This window comes from Candidatus Chloroploca sp. Khr17 (genome assembly GCF_004138165.1).
Taxonomy (GTDB): domain Bacteria; phylum Chloroflexota; class Chloroflexia; order Chloroflexales; family Chloroflexaceae; genus Chloroploca.
Window position 1 is genome coordinate 1 of sequence record NZ_RYFF01000039.1, and the last position, 18,363, is coordinate 18,363.

Below are 18,363 nucleotides of genomic sequence, written 5' to 3' on the forward strand. Positions count from 1 at the left end.
CGGATGGCGTGACGCTGGTGGCACGTATGCACCGCATTTGACCAAGACTCGTGTCCAAAGGTGCTTGACACATTCCGGTAGTTCCCTTGGGCATAGTGCAGGAGCGCGAGATTGTTGAGGCTTCCAGCGGTCTGCGGATGCTCGGGGCCGAGCACGCGCTCGCGGAGGGCCAAGGCGCGTTCATAGAGCGGGCGGGCCGCGTCGTAGTTCCCTTGGGCTTGGTGCAGGCCCGCGAGATTGTTGAGGCTGGTGGCGGTCTGCGGATGCTCGGGGCCGAGCACGCGCTCGCTGAGGGCCAGGGCGCGTTCATAGAGCGGACGGGCCGCGTCGTAGTTCCCTTGGGCATAGTGCAGGCCCGCGAGATTGTTGAGGCTTCCAGCGGTCTGCGGATGCTCGGGGCCGAGCACGCGCTCGCTGAGGGCCAGGGCGCGTTCATAGAGCGGGCGGGCCGCGTCGTAGTTCCCTTGGGCGTCCAGCAGGCCCGCGAGATTGTTGAGGCTTAAGGCGGTATTGGGATGCTCGGGGCCGAGCACGCGCTCACGGATATCCAGGGCGCGTTCGGCGTAGGGCTGGGCTAGGGCATAGCTGCCCAAGCGATCCAGGTGCCGTCCCAGCCAGAGGCAGAGATCTGCCGCTCGTGCATCCTCGCGCCCCATGGCCGCATCGGTGAACCCGCGCAGGATGGGCAGGAAGGCGGTGATTGGCGCAAGGGTTGGAGCGTCCACCATGTTCCCGGACACACGAATCACCACCCGCTCCACGGCGGCCTGGGCGTCGGGATCAGCGCTCACCTGGCGCACGTAGGCCCCGACGAGCCGATGCATGCGTAGGCTCTCAGCGCCGTCGCGCTCGATGAGGCCCAAGGCGACGAGGCGATCAAGGGCGGCTTCGGCCACCAACTCCGCGTCGGTGTCGTCATCAGCTTGCGCCAGTGTCGCCAGCAGCAACGCGGTCGGAACGACCTCCCCCGGCACGAGATGCGCCGCACGAGCGAGCAGTTTCAAGGCCAGCGCGTCCTCGGTCGCAGCGGGATCAAGCCGTTCGTAGCTCAGGGCGAAGCTGCGGGCCACGTCGCGGTTGTGGCCGGTCGGCAGCGTGCCATCCTGTTCGCGCAGCGGTAGGCGGTCGAAGAGCCGTGGGCTGCGCAGTTCTTGCAGGTAGCGCTCACCGCTCCAGCGCCTGCCCAGGCTCGCCAGGAAGCGCCCGGCGAGGTGCAGGGCCAGCGGCAAATCCCCGAGTTCCTGGGCGAGCTCGTCAGCCTCCTGGTCGCGCAGATCAGGCCGGTGTTGGCGCAGTAATTCGCAGCTTTCGGCCCGGCTGAGCACGCCGAGCGCATGGCGCTGCACGCCCAGGTCACCGGGCCAGGCGGGGTTGCGGCTGGTGATCAGTACTCGGGTCGCGCCGCCAGGATGGTGCGCACGTACCAACTGTGGGTCTTCGCAGTTGTCGAAGATCAGCAGGTAGGGTAGGCCGCAGGCCAGGCGCGAACGTACCAGATTGACCTGCTCGTTGAGTTTGAGGCCCGCCGCGTCGGTGAAGAGTTGGAGATGGGCGGCCCCCCCCAGGCGGGCGAACTCGGTCGGAATGGTGTCAGGCTGGGCAAAGGAGAGCCAGAAGACGCCGGCGAAGTGCTGACCGTAGCGAGCGGCGAACTCAACGGCCAACTGAGTCTTGCCAATGCCACCCAGACCACTGGCAACGGCGGCTTGCCCCTGGTTCACCGCGACACTCTGGCCCCCTTTGAGCAGCGTGGCGAGCGCCAGGAGGTCGGCTTCACGTCCGACGAACTGGTGATTGCGTCTCAGCCCGCCCAGCCACGCGCCAGGGGGCAGCACGTCCTGCGGCGGGGGGATCGTCGCGGTCGGCAGGGCCGCGAGCGTGGCCTGGGCCGCAGCGAGTTCTTCGGCGGTCGCCGCAACAGGGCGGGGGGTGAAGGCTTGCTGGAAAACCTTGTCGCCGTAAATGACATCGCCTGCATTTTTGTTGACATCACGCCCAGCGACATCGCCCATCGTCACATCACGGAACTGGTTGCCGCTGCCAAAATCCACCAGCGCCTGGCGCTGCGTATCACGCAAGGCGGTCAGCGCCGCGATCACCTCGTCGAAGCGAGCATCGCTGCGGGCCGTGAGCGCTGCGATCACCCGGTCAGCTTCGGCGATCATGGCTGGCCCCAACGCGCCGCCGCTCACGTGCAGGCGCTCCATGTCGGCACTGACACGGGTAAGCAGATCGTACTGGGCGCGCAGCAGATCGCTCTGCGCCCCTTGTTCCTCAGCGATGGCCGCAAGCGCTTGGGGCAGCGCGTCGAGGGTACGGAGCAGCCGCGCCAGTTCAGTGGCGAGCGCCTGGTCACTAACCGCCGCCGCATCGAGGCGCTGGCCCAGAGTGGCCACCCACGCCGGATCCGGTTCGTCCTCCGCGAGCGCGGCCTGCACGCCGTCAGCGGCCAGATTGCCGATCCAGCCCGCCAGCGCGTTCATGCCCATGCCGGTGAGCCAGGCGACCACCGGCCCGGTCGCCAGCGTCCCAACGCCCAGCCCTGCCAGCAGCGGAGCCAGCCCCGCCGCGCCGAGCAGGCCCAGCGTGGCCGCGCCGCCCGCCCCAGCGAGCAGCGCAGGCCAGCGGGTGCGGCGCAGCCCGGCGCGGGCCTGGATGGTCAACGGATCGTCAGCGGGCGGCGTTGGTGGCATCGGGATTGCCCCTGTCATGTTGTCTTGGTTGCCTGCCCTCAGGATACTCGCTTGCAGGCACGAATCTTTTCTCTTTTCTCTCGCCTTTTTCGTCCGCAACTGGCCTCGCCCCGCCCGCCCCGCCCAGGCTTGCCTTCATAACTGGGCCATGAGTTCAGCAGGCGTCAAGACTGGCATCGGCGCATGGGCAAAATCAGCGCCATTTCGCGTCACAATCGCTGCAACTCCGAGGCGTATCGCACAGGCCACCAGGAGATTATCCTCAAAATCATGGCCCGGCAGCGCGGTCGCATCTTCAAGGGTCTGGCGATCAACCGGTGCGATTGCAAAGGCAGCGAGGCACAACCCAACCGCCACCTGCGCCCGCGCCAGATCAGTTGTGCGGCGCGCAATGTAGAAAATGTCGGTGAGTGTTGATGCCGGAAGAAAGCCAACCAGACGCCCACGGTCACAGGCGTCCCACACGGCGCTGGCCTCAACCACAAATGGGGCACGATCAAGCAACACATCAAGCACACTATTGGTGTCAAGCAGGACGTTCATAGCCCATACCGTTCCGTGCGCCGCTCGTTCAGCCACTCCGCTACCTGTGCGTCGGACGGCGGAGCCTGATCGGTCGCAAGCAAACCGCGTGCGTGGGGGAGGGTCGGGCGTGGCTCCCGTTCCACCGGTGCGAGGGTGCCGAGCACATCCTGTACGAGCGCAAAGCGTTGTGCGGCGGGCCAGGAGCGCACTAACCTCAGGATCGTTTCATAATCGCTTGTTTGGGCTGACATACCCACCCTCCTGTGATCCAACCGTCTTCGTTCTTGTTCTGATCGCCGTTCGTTCATGAGGGCCAGCACGCGCTTGATCCGCGCTGTGCCATCGTCGTTGCGTCTGGTTCGGTCAACGGATCGTCGTGTGGCGGCGTTGGTGGCATCGACGAGGCCCTGTCAGCGTAGGATGCGTTGCATGTCCTCAGTATACCCGATTTCAGACACGAATCTGTGCGGCTTGACGGAGCGTACTGACCCACGCTGCTTTTTTGACGCCAAGGCGCGAAGGCGCAAAGCTTCGGGCAACGGAGGTGGGCGGCACCAGTCTCGTCATGCGTGCGAGCGTCCCTCATGATCCTCTGCGCCTTGGCGTCTTTGCGTCAAACCTGGCCATGAGGCTCACGCAGCCAGCATCACGCGGCATAATCGCGCACATCCACCTGGATCCCCACGGCAGCGAGGTGCTCGGCAGTCGTGAGCAACGTCCTTGCCGCCTCTTCATTGACGTAGGCTTCGCCACAGTTGGGACAGATCTGGGCCGGGACGCCACGGACAACAAAGGTCAGTTTCCCCCGCGTGAGGGTCACCGTCGTAGTGCCAGGCGCGGTCTCGGCCTGACGACAGATAACACACGTCATGGGCGTTTCCTTTTGAAATCAGCTTCCCACAAGGCTGGATCAGGCTCATAGGCGGTAATGATAATGATTTCGTCCTCCAACCGCGCCCCCTCGACAAACTGTTGCTCCACTGCGCACCAACGCATCCATTTCCTGTTCAAGCGCGAAGCATGACCACTTCATCAGTTGAACCGGTGCTACAGCGCGACCTGCCTGTTGCAAAAGGAGCAAGACAGCTTTTTGGCGATTGAGCATCTGAAATAATCCGCAGATCGAAGGTTCGATGACCCTATTATGGCATGCGTACCAGCGTATCGCAACGTTCTTGCCGCAACAAAAGCCAACCCCATCGACAATGGGGACACCGAGGCTCGTTCGGCGTATGCACCGTGCCCAAGCAGCGCCAGCACTGCTGCACGTTTTGACGCCAAGGCGCAAGGGCGCAAAGCTTCGGACAACGGAGGTTAGCGCACCAGCCTGGTCAGGTGAGCGCCCTACGGTGGTTGTTGTGACGCCAAGGCGCGAAGGCGTAAAGATCGCACCGCCAGGGCGTGCTGCACCACCCACGATCAGGCCCGCCGCTTCGCTCGCGCCCCGTTGCGCCTCTGCACCTTGGCCTCAACCATACCGACACACCATCGGCGCAAAAGCGTCCCTCACGCCCCCTGCCCCTGCGCCACCAGCGCCGTGACCTGCGCCTGCAACGCCGTCACCGCCTCGGCGAGCTGCGCCACCTCCGCCCGCGCCTCGGCCTCCTGCCGCGCCACCTCCGCCCGCGCCTCGGCCACCTGCTGCGCCGCCACCTCCGCGTGCGCCTGCGCCTCCAGCAGCAACCGGCTGGGGGAAAGATGAAAGCGGAAAGATGAAAGCGGAAAAGCGGCGAGCGCCTGAGGACGCGCTGCACACCGCCGCATGGTCACGGAGCGCGTTTCGCACGACCCGTCGCGCCGTTGCGTCAAACCAAGCGGCCAGGCCGGGCGAAAACCATCTCGCTTTCGGCTGGAATGACGCAAACGAGATGGTTGCAAGGGAGGCCGAGGCGTCCTGCGCTACGCGGGGGGCGGGCGACGTACCAGCGGGCGCGGGCACAGGCCCACCACGGGCAGGCCCACCCGCTGGTCACGGTGATCGGGCGGGGGAGCGTTTGACGCCAAGGGGCCAGGGCGCACCGAGCGCAATGCCCCGTTGCGCCTCGGCGTCAAACCGAGCGGGCATGAAGGGAATCCATGCCCCGCTGCGCTGCGGAAGCTGTCATCTGCGTCATCTGCGCACAATCGAAATGACGTTGCCTCAGCCCTACCCGCCCAGCGGTGAGGGATGCGCTGGTGGCCCGGTAGTGCTACACTGAAGAGTGACTTCAGTGATGCTTTGAGGTAGAAAAAAGAAACAACAGGATGGCTGAATTCAAATAAGGATGAGGATGAATCTGGAAGCCTATTTTACTATTCTGGCACCTGATGACATCCGGATCACGAGGACACGGATCGGGATCGAGAGCGTGTTGTATGAGTATGTCCATCGTGGTCAGGCTGCTGAAGCCATTGCCGCGCACTTTCCTTCGCTGAGCCTGGAGCATGTCGATGCGACCATCCTCTGGTATCTGCGCGATCAAGAGCGCTTGGCAACGTACCTGGCGACCTGGCTCGCCAGTAGTGCGGCCGCACAAGCGACCCAGGATCGTGACCCTCCCCCGGTGGTGCGCAAACTCCGTCAACGGCGCACCGTGCAGGAAGCAGCATCGTGAGGTACGGCCGTGCGCTATCTGCTTGATGGTGTTGGCAAACGTGCAACGGGTTACCGGCGGCGACGGACAGAGTCCTTTGGTTCTGGGTTTTTGGCCGAACCATCGCCCTCACGTGACCGTCGGCTCTGGTGTATCCACGCAAATCGGATCGGGTCTTCTTCGAGCAAGAAATCCTCCAATGCTCTTCGTTGAGGCGGGGGCAGTTGAGAGAGGATGGTGCGAATATCTCGATCAATGACAGCAACGTTCGCACCTCGTTCTATGGCTTTGTCGTACCACGCTTGTCCAAGTGCATGCTGTCCCGTTTGCATGTAAACTGCGCCCAGCAGGGTGCAAGGACGATAATCTTTGGGTTGAAGTTCGTGCGCTTGCTCGCCCATCAGCAGCGCGTTTGACCAGTGTTTGAGGTCTCTCATCACGCCACCATGAGTGGTGAGGATCGCTGCATGCAGCTTGGGCGGGTGCTCCCTGGGATTGATCGTGCTGAGGAGGGCATCAGCATTATGAGAACCATTACACTTACGATAATGACTACTGGCGTTGACGGCGGCCCATGGGTCGTGGGTCTTGTGGAATTCACTGGCAAAAAAGCGGGCTTCCAAGTGATGGAACGCACTACGGAGCGCAGGGGTGAAGTAGCCCTCGCCGATGCTAACTAACCATGCTCTGTCCTTTTCGTGCAGCCGCTGGCCTGCGCTCACCCGCTTCAAGATATCCATTAACCGATGGGGACAGCGCGGCGCAACAAAATCAGGAATTCCGTATCGCTGACATAGCGCTTGATTCGCGTTGTTGACCTCGTCAAGGGAGCGGCGTTCCTGTTCAAGTCGACCGGCTTCACGGATCTCCGCTTGGGCTTCACGCGCCCGTTTTGCCTTCACCGCTTGCTGCATACGTCGCGCTTGTTCAGCAAGCGCTAGTTCATGGAAGCGTTCATACGACAACGCACCGATAGCAAGGCGATACAATTCATACAGCCCTTGCTGCAGTAAAAAATCAAGAGTGGAGGGCGTGAGGGGTTGCTCATCGTGAAGAGCGCTCAGGATCCTTTGCAGGCGAGTATCCACGATGCTTGCGTCCGGAATGTCATCAACACCATAATGTCGTGCAATGTCAAGCTGTGCATGAGAGTCTCGTTATCGTTATGCAGACGGTGCTTTTATTATCCCAGCAAGGGTTTATCTTATAACTGAAAATATACCTTATTTCATTTCATGAAGATATGGCCTCACAGTCCCATTGTTCTCTAGTACTGAGCGGCAGATGAGGAATTCTGATCTGAAGAAGCCGAGGTAATCCTAACCCAACACGTTGTACAGAGTCCGGTGTTGTGGTAACGTGCATGTGGCGCAGGAGACAAAGCCCTCTGTCACGAAAGGAGCAGCCCATGGCCCGTCGTCAGCGCGGGGTCATCCGTACCTGGAAGGCTGCGCAGGGCTATGGCTTCCTTGCCCCCGAGGACGGCGGCGAGGAGGTCTTTGTCCACATCACGGCGGTCGTCGCCGGTCGGCACCGCCTCGGCCCCGGCAGCGTGGTGGTCTATGACCTGGGCCGCGATGCCCAGCAGCGCCTCCGCGCCGTGAACGTCCGCGTCGGCCCCGGCCTCGGCACGCCGCTGCGCCTTGCCCTGCTCGCCAGCAGCCTCTTTCTGCTCGCCGTCGGCGTCATCAGTTGGCTCGGCTTGCTGCCCGCCTGGATCGTGCTGGCCTATCTGCTGCTCAGCGGGTTCACCGCCCTGGTCTACCGCTTTGACAAACGCCAGGCCACCCAGGGCCAGCGGCGCGTCCCTGAAGCGACGTTGCACCTACTCGACGCCCTCGGCGGCTGGCCGGGAGCGCTGATCGCGCAGTGGGCGCTGCACCACAAAACCCGGAAGGGGGCCTACCAACTCACCTTCTGGCTGCTGGTGGGCCTGCACCTGCTCGGGCTGGCCGGGGTGGTGTGGGTGGTGGGGCGGGGCTGATAGAATCTGTCAACGAAGTTTTCCGATCGGTTGCCGCAAAGAACGCAAAGAACGCAAAAGGCCGGAAGACCCGTTTGGGACGCAGAACCTGAGCAACGTAATCCTCAGCACGCCTTTGATGATATGTTGCAACGAGTGAGACATGAGGAGCTTCGCACGAGCACGTCATGGTCTCCATGGTGCGTGCTACAATAGCCTGAACATGAAAGCGTTTGTTCATCCGGTTGGTACCTCCTTTCGACCGTCGTCGTGATGATGCACAGAAACTCGGGAAAGTTGTGGTGTTATGATAAAAGAACTGAAACTAGAAAATTGGAAAAGTTTTGCCGAAGCAACCCTCTACATCGATCCGTTAACGATCTTAATCGGGAGCAATGCCAGCGGGAAATCCAATGCCCTTGATGCATTGCTCTTCCTGAACCGCGTCAGTCAAGGGGTGGCGATTTTTCCTGCTCTTGCCGGTGACAGTAACCTCCCCTCCTTACGGGGAGGCATGGAGTGGATCTGTCGCAAGCCGGAAAAGCAGTTCACGTTGTCAGTGCTCGTTGAGGGTGAGCGTGATCAGCAGGACTACCGCTATACCCTTACGGTTCAGGTGAATGGCACCAAAGCGGACGTCTCCGCCGAGCAGTTGACGTTGCTTACCTACCGTCCACGAAGCGAACAAGCGCACGCAAAGACCCTCTTCCACACGAAACAGGAAGATGCGAATACGCCGTCGCTTCCTACCTATTTTTCAACCGGTACCCAGGGGCCGGGCAAGCGGATCGAGTTGAGCCGGAGTCACACCATTCTGGCTCAGACAGAGACGCTTTCGGTTCGCAAAGAGGTGTTGGACGGCGCACGCGCTGTCTTGTCCAAGCTGCAAAAGATCTTCCTCTTCGATCCCATTCCCAGCCATATGCGCGCGTACACGACCCTCTCAGACACCTTGCTCGCTGATGGTTCCAATCTTGCGGGCGTCCTGGCTGGCTTGGAAGACACGCGTAAAGATGCGATCGAGCGTACGCTAACCCACTATCTGAAAGAACTACCGGAGCGCGATATCAAGCGGATCTGGACGGAACCGGTCGGCAAATTCGGCACCGATGCCATGCTCTATTGTGAGGAAGAGTGGGGGCAGCAGGCTACCCATGAAATTGACGCCAGGGGCATGTCTGACGGCACGCTGCGTTTTCTTGCGATTATCACCGCCTTGCTGACCCGTGAGCCTGGCAGCCTCCTGGTGATCGAGGAGGTGGATAACGGCTTGCACCCATCGCGTGCCCACCTCCTGGTCACCATGCTTCAGACGCTTGGCGCGGAGCGGAAGATCGATATCTTGGTAACCACCCATAACCCAGCCTTGTTGGATGCGGCGGGTGTTGCCATGGTGCCCTTTATTACCGTTGCGCACCGTGATAACAACTCCGGTTGGAGTACCTTCACCCAACTCGAAGAACTTGAGCCCTTGCCGAAACTGCTTGCCGGTGGGAGTTTGGGCACCTTGTCTAGTCAAGGTCGCCTGGAAACTGCCCTCAAGCGGGAGGGCACATGACGAGGCGCGTGTTGATCATTGATACCAGCATCCTGTGCGTCTGGCTGGATGTGCCGGGTATGGATAGCTGTGGGCCGGATCACGACAGGTGGGACAAGCAGCGCGTTGACGCCAAGCTTCAGGCAGAAATGGCTAAAAAGACGACGTTCGTGCTGCCCCTGGCGAGCATTATCGAAACGGGCAATCATATCGCACAAGCGCATCATAGCCGCAAAGAACGCGGGGAGGCGCTGGCGGATCTGATGCGAAAAAGCGCCGATCAAGCGTCGCCATGGGCGGCGTTCTCCGATCAATCCGTGTTATGGTCGGCAGAAAAATTGAAACGGTTGGCCGATGCCTGGCCCGAACTTGCCAGCCGAAGCTTCTCGCTCGGTGACGCCACGATTAAGGATGTGGCCGATCACTACGCGCAAATGGGCTATGCGGTTGAAATTTTGACCGGCGATCAGGGATTGAAGGCCTACGAACCAGTTGCCCCGCTTGCCGTACCGCGAAGAAGGCGGCGGGGGTGATCGTCTGCTGGCACGTAGCCGGACATCTGCGCCCTGGTACCGGGGCTGGCACGTAGCCGGACATCTGCGCCCTGGTACCGGGGCGTCACATCGTGATGCCCCGGCACCAAGACACAACGAGATGAAATATCTTTGCGCCCTTGCGCCTTTGCGTCGTACCTGCCGCGCGCTGCTCTTTTCCATTTTGACACCATGGGCGCTCGCGTTTTAGCCCTCGCGCTTGGGGGCGATCTTGCTGCTTCCCGGTGGGTCTTGGCTGGATCGGCTTTTGCGCGGCCTTTCTTGCTGGTTCTTCACATACTGTTAGCACATGGTAATGGATCGGTGCTCCCGGTGTGCTATGGTAGCGGGCAAGGAGCATCACGGCGACGCGAGGCGTATGGTCGCCGCCATGTGCTGGTTGGCCCGCGACCTCCGTGGGCAGGCTTGATCAGCGGTGGGTTTGCCCCTGCTCGGGTTGGCCGGGGTGGTGGGGGTGGTGGGGCGCTTCTGAGCAGCGACGCAGCGCGTGCATGCCAGCTCGCTCTGTCGCTACGGTACAACCGTGGTCCCATGTTCCCCTTTTATCTTTCCGCATTCATCGTTCCGCTTTTTTGCTCCCATTTCTCCTTGATTCTGCGGGCAAAGGTAGATCGTGGTTACACCGTGGTTCCCCATGTGTGGTATCGTAGGGGCAGTGCGGCGATGGGGGGCACGACCGGGTGGCTCTCCGGTCGCAGCGTCCCGCAACGAAGTGAGCACGCGATGGTGCGCTTGGAAGCAGTCACGCCGGGGACGGTGCTGCATGGCATTGTGCCGATGGGGGCGGTGACCGTGGTGGCGGTGCAGTGGTATGGGTCAACGGCGGTTGACCTCACCTATAAGGACGCCGAGGGGCGGCCTGGTACCCGCTTGCTCTACCGTGACGATGAGCCGACCTTGACCCTGGTCAACGCCGGCCGTGCCTGGAGCTTCGATGGCGATGGGCGACTCTTCCGCCTAGTCGCCGAGGCCCACCGCATCCGCCTGGCCCATCTCTTTGATCCGGTGCTGGCGGTGCATACCTCGCTGGTCGAGCCGCTGCCCCACCAGATTACCGCCGTGTATGAGACCATGCTCACGCGCCAGCCATTACGTTTCTTGCTCGCCGATGACCCCGGCGCGGGCAAGACGATTATGGCCGGGCTGTTGATCAAGGAGCTCATCGCTCGCGGTGATCTCCAGCGCTGCCTCATTGTCTCCCCCGGCAGCCTGGCCGAGCAGTGGCAGGATGAGCTGTACCGGCGCTTCCACCTGCCCTTCGAGATCCTGACCAACGACAAGTTGGAGGCAGCCCGCACCGGCAACTGGTTCCTGGAGAACCACCTGGTGATTGCCCGCCTCGACAAACTGGCCCGCGACGAGGCGGTGCAGCAGAAGCTCCAGGCCCCCGACGCCCGCTGGGATCTCGTGGTGTGCGATGAGGCGCACAAGCTTGCGGCGACCTTCTTCGGCGGTGAGGTGAAGTATACCAAGCGCTATCGGCTGGGCCAGGTGCTTGGCACGCTCACCCGTCACTTCCTGCTCATGACGGCCACGCCACACAATGGCAAGGAAGAGGATTTCCAGCTCTTCCTGGCCCTGCTCGACGGCGACCGCTTCGAGGGGCGCTTCCGCGATGGGGTGCATCAGGTGGATGTCGCTGACCTCATGCGGCGCATGGTCAAGGAGCGCCTGCTCAAGTTCGATGGCACGCCGCTCTTCCCCGAACGCATCGCCTACACCGTCCCCTACACGCTCTCCGACGCCGAGGCGCAGCTCTACCGCGAGGTGACCAACTATGTCCGCGAGGAGTTCAACCGCGCCGAGGCGCTGCAGAACGACAAACGCGCCGGGACGGTCGGCTTCGCGCTGACGGTGCTCCAGCGCCGCCTGGCCTCCTCGCCCGAGGCGATCTCTCAGTCGCTCCACCGCCGCCGCGAACGCCTGGAGAAGCGTCTGCGTGAGTTGGAACTCTTGCAGCGTGGGGCGGTGGGTGGCGGTGTGGGGAGCGTCCCAACCGCGCCCGATCTCAGTGCCGACGATCTTGATGATCTCGAGGACGCGCCGGACACCGAGGTGGCCCAGGTTGAAGCGGAGATCCTCGACCAGGCGACGGCGGCCCGCACGATTGACGAACTGAAGATCGAGCTTGCCAACCTGGCGCGGCTGGAGGCGCTGGCCCTGGCGGTGCGGCAAAGTGGCGAAGATCGCAAGTGGCGCGAGTTGGCGAGTCTGCTGGGCGCGTTGTTCACGCCAGCGTCCATCGCGAACCACCTGGCCGAAGGCCGCGCCGCCTATCCTGCGCCGCCCGTGCCGCCACCCACCCCCTCGCCGCATCAGAAACTGGTGGTCTTTACGGAGCACCGCGATACGCTGAGCTATCTGCGGCAACGGATCACGACGTTGCTGGGGCGTGAGGCGGCGGTGGTCACGATCCACGGGGGGATGGGGCGTGAGGAGCGCCTGAAGGCGCAGGAGGCCTTTCGCCACGACCCGGAGGTGCAGGTGTTGCTCGCCACCGATGCGGCGGGCGAAGGTATCAACCTCCAACGGGCGCACCTGATGGTCAACTACGATCTGCCCTGGAACCCCAACCGGCTGGAGCAGCGCTTTGGTCGTATCCACCGCATCGGCCAGACGGAGGTGTGCCACCTGTGGAACCTGGTGGCCGCAGAGACCCGCGAAGGCGATGTCTATGCGACGCTGCTGGCGAAGCTCGAACAGGCCCGGACAGCCCTGGGCGGCCAGGTCTTCGATGTGCTCGGCAAGCTCCAGTTTGCGGGCCAGCCACTGCGCGAGTTGCTGCTCGATGCCATTCGCTACGGGGAGCGCCCCGACGTGCAGGCCCGGCTGACCCAGGCCATTGAACACGCGGTCGATCAGCGGCAACTCCAGGCTCTGCTCGACGAGCGGGCGCTGGTTCACGACGCGATGGATACGCGCCAGGTCGCGTGGGTACGGGCGGAGATGGAACGGGCGGAGGCACAACGGCTGCAACCGCACTACATCGCCTCGTTCTTTCTGGAAGCGTTTCGGTACCTCGGCGGGACGGTGCGCCAGCGCGAGCCGCACCGCTACGAGGTAACCCACGTCCCAGCCCTGGTGCGCCAGCGCGACCGCATGATCGGGAGCGGTGAGCCGGTGCTGGCCCGCTACGAGCGGATCGCCTTTGCCAAAGGCCTGCTCACGCCGCCGGGCCAGCCGCCCGCCGCGTTTGTCTGCCCCGGCCACCCGCTGCTCGATGCCACGCTCGATCTGCTACTGGAGCGCCACCGCGATCTGCTGCGTCGCGGAACCGTGTTGGTTGATGAGGGCGATCACGGTCTGCAGCCGCGCGTGCTCTTCACCCTGGAGCATGCCATCCAGGATGCCAGCGTGCTCCCAAGCGGCGAGCATCGCACGATCTCCAAGCACCTGCTGTATGCGGAACTGGCGGCCGATGGGACGACCCGCAGCCTGCGCTATGCGCCGTACCTCGACTACCGACCGCTGGCGGATGGCGAGCCGGACATGGCAGCGGTGTTGGCGCACCCCGCGTGTGGCTGGCTCACCCGCGACCCGGCGACCGCCGCCGGGCCACCCCTTGAGCAGCACGTGCTGGGCCATGCCATCGCGGAGATTGTGCCGAGCCACCTGCAGGAGGTGCGGAGTCAGCGCCTGACGCTGATCGCCAAGACGCGGGCTGCCGTGCAGGATCGGCTGACCAAAGAGATCAACTATTGGGATTATCGGGCCGAGGAACTGAAGCTGCAGGAGCAGGCGGGCAAGCCGAATGCGCGGCTGAATGCGCAGGAGGCGCGCCGCCGGGCGGATACCTTGCAAACGCGGTTACAGCAGCGTATGGCGCAGTTGGATCGGGAAGCGCAGATCGGGGCGCTGCCGCCCGTGATCCTGGGGGGCGTGGTGGTGGTACCGCTGGGGTTGATCGCGGCGATCACCGGTCGCCCCCTTCCGGCGGGACATCCGGTTGACACCCAGGCTGCTGCGGCGCGGGCGCGGGCGGCAGTGATGGCGGTCGAGCGCGCGTTGGGTTATGTGCCCGTTGATCGCGAGTTCGAGCACCTGGGCTACGATATCGAAAGCCGCGACCCAGCCACGGGCCAGCTCCGTTTCATCGAGGTCAAGGGCCGCGTCGCGGGGGCGGCGACGATCACCGTAACGAAGAACGAGATCCTGTATTCGCTCAACCAGCCCGATCAGTACATCCTGGCCCTGGTCGCGTTTCAGCCAGACGGAACGCACCAAGTCTCGTACCTGCGCCGACCGTTCCAGCGCGAGCCGGACTTTGGCGTGACGAGCGTCAACTATACGTTTGCCGAGTTATTAGCGCGCGCGAGCGAACCATCGTGAGGGCATTCACCGCAGAGGCCGCGGAGGTACGCAGAGGTGTGAAAATGGTACAATCCTCAGCACCCCTCTGCGCCCTCTGCGGTAAAACAAGCCTACGCACCCCAGAGGCTGCGGAGGTACGCAGAGGGTTATAATGAACTGGTGAGCCGTATCGACTGCAAGAATAGCGTACCGGGAGGAATATAATCATGACCAGTTTGACCATTGAATTGCCCCCCGACCTCTACGAGCGGTTGCGCACTGAGGCGCAGCGGCAAGGCAAAGCCGAAAACTTGCTGGCCCAGGAACTGCTGACCGGCCAGTTACGCGCCACGCCCTCGCGTGAGGTGCCACTCTATGTACACATGCTGCCGCAAATCCGTGCGCTCGTGGCAACAATGAATGTTGATGATCTCATTGTTCCGGGTAAGGGTTCTCCTGAGGAGGCGATTGCCCTGCTGCGCTCGTGGAGCGAGGCAGAGACTGAGGACGATGACGAGGATACGGAGTCCTGGGAAGATGTGATGCGCTCCATTGACGCCAATCGCACCTCGTACCGGAAGCTCTTTCCAGACTTGGAGCAACCGGAATGAGCCGCTTCATTTTGCTGGATTCTGGCCCCTTGGGCTTAGTGACCGGCTCCCCCAAGTCGGCAGAGACAAATGCCTGTCGCACGTGGCTCGAAAACATGCTTGCTGCGGGGATAAATATGCGCGTTCCTGATATTACGGACTATGAGGTGCGGCGCGAACTGTTACGCGCCCGGCGCATGACCGGGGTGCATCAGATCGACGCGCTCCGGGCACGCATCGGACACCTTGCGGTTACGACGGAAACGCTGTTTCTGGCGTCTGAGTTCTGGGCACAGCTGCGGCAGCAGGGCAAGCCGACTGCCGCGCATGATGCCCTTGATGGTGATGTTATTCTCGCTGCCCAGGCCGCACTGCTCATTGGGATTGGGCACTCGGTTGTGATTGCCACCACCAATGTGGGGCACCTCTCACGGATGGTTCCCGCCGACGAGTGGCAGAACATCACTGCATAGCAAGGATTCCCATGCCCACCCGCAAGAAGCTCATCGAAGTCGCCCTGCCCCTGGAGAAGATCAACCTCGCCAGCGCCCGCGAGAAGAGCATTCGCCACGGCCACCCGTCCACCCTGCACCTCTGGTGGGCCAGGCGTCCATTGGCAGCGGCGCGGGCGGTGATCTTCGCCCAGATGGTTGATGATCCCTCGGGCTATCCTGAGGAGGTACTGCGCGATCCCGTGAAGCGGGCTCAGGCACAACAGACCCTGGTGGAGCAACACGCAGCGTGGGCGATCCGCCAGCGTGCGTTCGAGGCCGTCCCCGTGCCAGGCGAGCGGGCGGCACTCAACCCAGGCCAGGCACCGACGCTGGAGGAGTGCGCCGCCGACAACGAGCGCCAGCGCCTCTTCCGGCTGATCGAGCAACTGGTGCTGTGGGAGAACACCACCAACGAGGATGTGCTCCAGCAGGCCCGCGATGAGATTTGGAAGAGTTGGCGCCGCACCTGCGCGGCGGAGCGGCAGGAGATAGAAAAGAGAAAAGAGGAAATAGAGGAGCGTGAGCGCGAACGGTTGCTTGCACTGTTTAATCCTGACAAATTGCCAGCCTTCCACGATCCCTTCGCCGGTGGCGGTGCATTGCCATTGGAGGCCCAGCGCCTGGGGTTGGAGAGCTACGCCAGCGACCTGAACCCGGTGGCGGTGCTGATCAACAAGGCGATGATCGAGATTCCGCCCAAGTTCGCGGGCATGCCGCCGGTCAATCCAGGGGTCAGGGGTCAGGGGCCAGGGGCCAGGGGCCAGAGTGAGCCGATGCATGGCATGGAGCGCCAGTGGCTCGGTGCCCAGGGCCTGGCCGAGGACGTGCGCTACTACGGCCAGTGGATGCGTGAGGAGGCCGAGAAGCGCATTGGGCATCTCTACCCCAAGATTGAGATTACGGCGGAGATGGTGCGCGAGCGTCCCGATCTCAAGCCCTACCTTGGCCAGAAGCTGACCGTGATCGCCTGGCTCTGGGCGCGGACAGTGAAAAGCCCCAACCCGGCCTTCCGCCATGTTGATGTGCCGCTGGCCTCGACCTTCATGCTCTCGACGAAGCCGGGCAAGGAAGCGTATGTTGAGCCGGTGCTTGAGAGCGGCAGCTACCGCTTTACCGTGAAGGTTGGCAAGCCGAAGAATCTTGAGGCAGCGAAGAATGGCACGAAGCTGGCACGCGGGGCCAACTTTCGCTGTCTCATGTCGGAAACCCCCATCCAGGGAGACCATATTAAGGCTGAGGGCGTCGCTGGGCGCATGGGCGCACGGCTCATGGCAATTGTCGCTGAAGGGCATCGCGGGCGCGTCTATCTTGCCCCAACGCCAGAGCATGAGACGATTGCACGTCAGGCAAAGCCGGAGTGGGAACCGGAAACAGAGATTGCGCCTGATCGACGATCTATGTTTACGCCACTCTACGGGATGACCCACTTCAAACATCTCTTTACCCCACGCCAACTCGTCGCCTTGAACACCTTCGCTGAACTGGTAGGCGAGGCGCGTGAGCAGGTGCGGCGCGATGCGCTGACCGCCGGGATGCACGAGGATGGGCGTGGGATCGATGCGGGCGGCACCGGCGCGACGGCGTATGCCGAGGCGGTGGCGGTGTATTTGGCGTTTGCGTTGAGCAAGGTGGCGGATCGCGGTTCGTCTTTGACCCGATGGATGCCGACGCGAGACAGTATGTACAACACTTTTAGTCGTCAAGCTCTTCCAATGTCATGGGATTACGTTGAAGTGAATGCAATTGGGGAACAAACTGGAGGATTCGCAGAGTCTTTACGGTGGACGATAGAGGCAGTTGAAGGTACAGCATCTTCTTATCATGGCATTGCATTTCAAAAAAACGTTACTGATCTATCCTCGTCACACTTTGCTATTTTCTCAACAGATCCACCCTATTACGATAACATCGGCTACGCCGACCTCTCCGACTTCTTCTACGTCTGGTTGAGACACACCCTGCGGCCGGTCTTCCCCGACCTCTTCGCCACCCTGGCTGTGCCCAAGGCCGAGGAGTTGGTTGCCACGCCTTACCGCCACGGCGGCAAGGCACAGGCTGAGCAGTTCTTCCTCGACGGGATGACCCGCGCCATGCGGCGACTGGCCGAGCAGTCGCACCTGGCCTTTCCGACCACTATCTACTACGCCTTCAAGCAGGCTGAAACCGACAAGGCTGACGGCACCTCCAGCACCGGCTGGGAGACCTTCCTTGATGCGGTTATCCGCGCTGGCTTCGGCATAAGCGGCACCTGGCCGATGCGGACAGAGCTGAGTAACAGACTAATCGGCAAAGACTCCAACGCCCTCGCCTCCTCCATCGTCCTGGTTTGCCGCCCGCGTCCCACGGATGCCCCCACCGCCACCCGGCGCGACTTCGTGGCGGCGCTGAAAGCCGAGGTGCCTCTGGCGCTCACGGCGATGCAGCGCGGCAACATTGCCCCGGTGGATCTCGCCCAGGCCTCCATTGGCCCGGGCATGGGCGTCTACACGCGCTACGGCAAGGTGATCGACGCCAGCGGCAAGGCGCTCAGCGTGCGCGAGGCCCTGGCCCTGATCAACGCGACGCTCGACGAGGTGCTGGCCGAGCAGGAGGGCGACTTCGATGCCGAGACGCGCTGGGCGCTCGCCTGGTTTGAGCAATATGGCTTTGATGCGGGCGAATACGGCGTCGCTGAAACGCTCTCCAAAGCCAAAAATACCAGCGTCGGCGGCATGGTCAGCGCGGGGCTACTCGCCTCTGGCGCGGGCAAGGTACGCCTACTCAAACCGAGCGAGCTTCCTGCCGACTGGGATCCCGCGACCGATACCCGCCTGACGGTCTGGGAAATGACCCACCACCTGGTACGGGTGCTCGATCAGGGTGAGGTGCGGGCGGCTGACCTGCTAGCGAAACTGGGGGCGCACGCCGCCATCGCTCGCGAGTTGGCCTATCGCCTCTACGCCCTCTGCGAGCGCAAGAAGTGGGCCGCCGAAGCGCTGGCCTACAACAGCCTGGTGCAGAGTTGGTCAGAAATGGCAACGCTTTCTGTGAAGCAGGAGCGCATGTCGCAGCAGCACACGATGTTTACTGCCGAGGACACGTGATGGTTACCACCGAGGACGCCGAGAGCCGAGAGCAGAAGATAGACAAAACATCTTTGCACAC

15 protein-coding genes are annotated in these 18,363 nt (G+C 62.6%); 8 read left to right on the plus strand and 7 right to left on the minus strand.

Features of this window, described 5'->3' with window-relative positions; all coding sequences use genetic code 11:
- From fxsT to EKD05_RS25870, 6 genes are all read right to left on the minus strand, one after another.
- The coding region (fxsT, locus tag EKD05_RS18895) for an FxSxx-COOH system tetratricopeptide repeat protein (RefSeq protein ID WP_165360813.1) at window positions 1-2,693 on the minus strand (2,693 nt) is incomplete at its 3' end.
- Window positions 2,694-2,828: 135 nt separating this feature from the next.
- Window positions 2,829-3,236 (minus strand): PIN domain-containing protein, encoded by a 408-nt coding sequence (locus tag EKD05_RS18900; protein ID WP_129675853.1) that lies wholly within the window; start codon window positions 3,234-3,236, stop codon window positions 2,829-2,831.
- Window positions 3,233-3,469 carry a hypothetical protein gene (locus EKD05_RS18905; RefSeq protein ID WP_129675856.1) on the minus strand — a complete coding sequence of 79 codons (237 nt, stop codon included), beginning with the start codon at window positions 3,467-3,469 and terminating at the stop codon, window positions 3,233-3,235. Before EKD05_RS18905 ends, EKD05_RS18900 begins: the two co-directional genes overlap by 4 nt.
- 395 nt (window positions 3,470-3,864) lie before the next feature.
- Entirely contained in the window at window positions 3,865-4,089 is a 225-nt protein-coding gene (locus EKD05_RS18910) for a type II toxin-antitoxin system MqsA family antitoxin (RefSeq protein WP_129675859.1), read from the minus strand.
- Window positions 4,086-4,214, minus strand: a complete 129-nt coding sequence (locus EKD05_RS27020; protein ID WP_255427251.1) for a hypothetical protein — start codon at window positions 4,212-4,214, stop codon at window positions 4,086-4,088. Before EKD05_RS27020 ends, EKD05_RS18910 begins: the two co-directional genes overlap by 4 nt.
- A gap of 510 nt (window positions 4,215-4,724) precedes the next feature.
- The gene (locus EKD05_RS25870; RefSeq protein ID WP_165360814.1) at window positions 4,725-4,988 is read right to left on the minus strand and encodes a hypothetical protein; all 264 of its coding nucleotides are present in this window, start codon (window positions 4,986-4,988) and stop codon (window positions 4,725-4,727) included.
- Between the two features lie 500 nt (window positions 4,989-5,488).
- On the opposite strand from EKD05_RS25870, the gene EKD05_RS18920 reads away from it, so the two are divergent.
- Window positions 5,489-5,812, plus strand: a complete 324-nt coding sequence (locus tag EKD05_RS18920; protein WP_129675862.1) for a DUF433 domain-containing protein — start codon at window positions 5,489-5,491, stop codon at window positions 5,810-5,812.
- Between the two features lie 50 nt (window positions 5,813-5,862).
- Here EKD05_RS18920 and EKD05_RS18925 read toward each other — a convergent pair whose 3' ends face one another.
- A complete protein-coding gene (locus EKD05_RS18925) occupies window positions 5,863-6,879 on the minus strand; it encodes a hypothetical protein (protein ID WP_129675865.1) in 1,017 nt (338 codons plus the stop codon).
- 275 nt (window positions 6,880-7,154) lie between these two features.
- On the opposite strand from EKD05_RS18925, the gene EKD05_RS18930 reads away from it, so the two are divergent.
- The 7 genes from EKD05_RS18930 to EKD05_RS18960 all read left to right on the plus strand — a co-directional run bounded on the left by EKD05_RS18930 (window position 7,155) and on the right by EKD05_RS18960 (window position 18,302).
- Entirely contained in the window at window positions 7,155-7,775 is a 621-nt protein-coding gene (locus EKD05_RS18930; RefSeq protein WP_129675868.1) for a cold shock and DUF1294 domain-containing protein, read from the plus strand.
- Between the two features lie 286 nt (window positions 7,776-8,061).
- Window positions 8,062-9,312 (plus strand): AAA family ATPase, encoded by a 1,251-nt coding sequence (locus EKD05_RS18935; RefSeq protein ID WP_129675871.1) that lies wholly within the window; start codon window positions 8,062-8,064, stop codon window positions 9,310-9,312.
- Between the two features lie 8 nt (window positions 9,313-9,320).
- Complete coding sequence (locus EKD05_RS18940; RefSeq protein WP_205703982.1) at window positions 9,321-9,824, plus strand: hypothetical protein; 504 nt, start codon at window positions 9,321-9,323, stop codon at window positions 9,822-9,824.
- Window positions 9,825-10,568: 744 nt separating this feature from the next.
- On the plus strand, window positions 10,569-14,174 hold the full coding sequence (locus tag EKD05_RS27090) for a helicase-related protein (RefSeq protein ID WP_129675944.1): 3,606 nt from the start codon (window positions 10,569-10,571) through the stop codon (window positions 14,172-14,174).
- 188 nt (window positions 14,175-14,362) lie between these two features.
- A complete protein-coding gene (locus tag EKD05_RS18950; RefSeq protein WP_129675877.1) occupies window positions 14,363-14,746 on the plus strand; it encodes a hypothetical protein in 384 nt (127 codons plus the stop codon).
- Between the two features lie 116 nt (window positions 14,747-14,862).
- Window positions 14,863-15,198: a type II toxin-antitoxin system VapC family toxin gene (locus EKD05_RS18955; RefSeq protein ID WP_205703983.1), complete on the plus strand. Its 336-nt coding sequence runs from the start codon at window positions 14,863-14,865 to the stop codon at window positions 15,196-15,198.
- Between the two features lie 11 nt (window positions 15,199-15,209).
- Window positions 15,210-18,302 (plus strand): DUF1156 domain-containing protein, encoded by a 3,093-nt coding sequence (locus tag EKD05_RS18960; RefSeq protein WP_129675883.1) that lies wholly within the window; start codon window positions 15,210-15,212, stop codon window positions 18,300-18,302.
- The last annotated feature ends 61 nt before the right edge of the window (window positions 18,303-18,363 follow it).

Bases quoted from the DNA above. Each gene is read 5' to 3' on its own strand.
- EKD05_RS18905 (WP_129675856.1), bottom strand. From the start codon at position 3,469: ATGTCAGCCCAAACAAGCGATTATGAAACGATCCTGAGGTTAGTGCGC.
- EKD05_RS27020 (WP_255427251.1), bottom strand. From the start codon at position 4,214: ATGCGTTGGTGCGCAGTGGAGCAACAGTTTGTCGAGGGGGCGCGGTTG.
- EKD05_RS18955 (WP_205703983.1), top strand. From the start codon at position 14,863: ATGCGCGTTCCTGATATTACGGACTATGAGGTGCGGCGCGAACTGTTA.
- EKD05_RS18900 (WP_129675853.1), bottom strand. From the start codon at position 3,236: ATGAACGTCCTGCTTGACACCAATAGTGTGCTTGATGTGTTGCTTGAT.
- EKD05_RS18960 (WP_129675883.1), top strand. From the start codon at position 15,210: ATGCCCACCCGCAAGAAGCTCATCGAAGTCGCCCTGCCCCTGGAGAAG.
- EKD05_RS18910 (WP_129675859.1), bottom strand. From the start codon at position 4,089: ATGACGTGTGTTATCTGTCGTCAGGCCGAGACCGCGCCTGGCACTACG.
- EKD05_RS27090 (WP_129675944.1), top strand. From the start codon at position 10,569: ATGGTGCGCTTGGAAGCAGTCACGCCGGGGACGGTGCTGCATGGCATT.
- EKD05_RS18950 (WP_129675877.1), top strand. From the start codon at position 14,363: ATGACCAGTTTGACCATTGAATTGCCCCCCGACCTCTACGAGCGGTTG.
- EKD05_RS18935 (WP_129675871.1), top strand. From the start codon at position 8,062: ATGATAAAAGAACTGAAACTAGAAAATTGGAAAAGTTTTGCCGAAGCA.
- EKD05_RS18930 (WP_129675868.1), top strand. From the start codon at position 7,155: ATGTGGCGCAGGAGACAAAGCCCTCTGTCACGAAAGGAGCAGCCCATG.
- EKD05_RS18920 (WP_129675862.1), top strand. From the start codon at position 5,489: ATGAATCTGGAAGCCTATTTTACTATTCTGGCACCTGATGACATCCGG.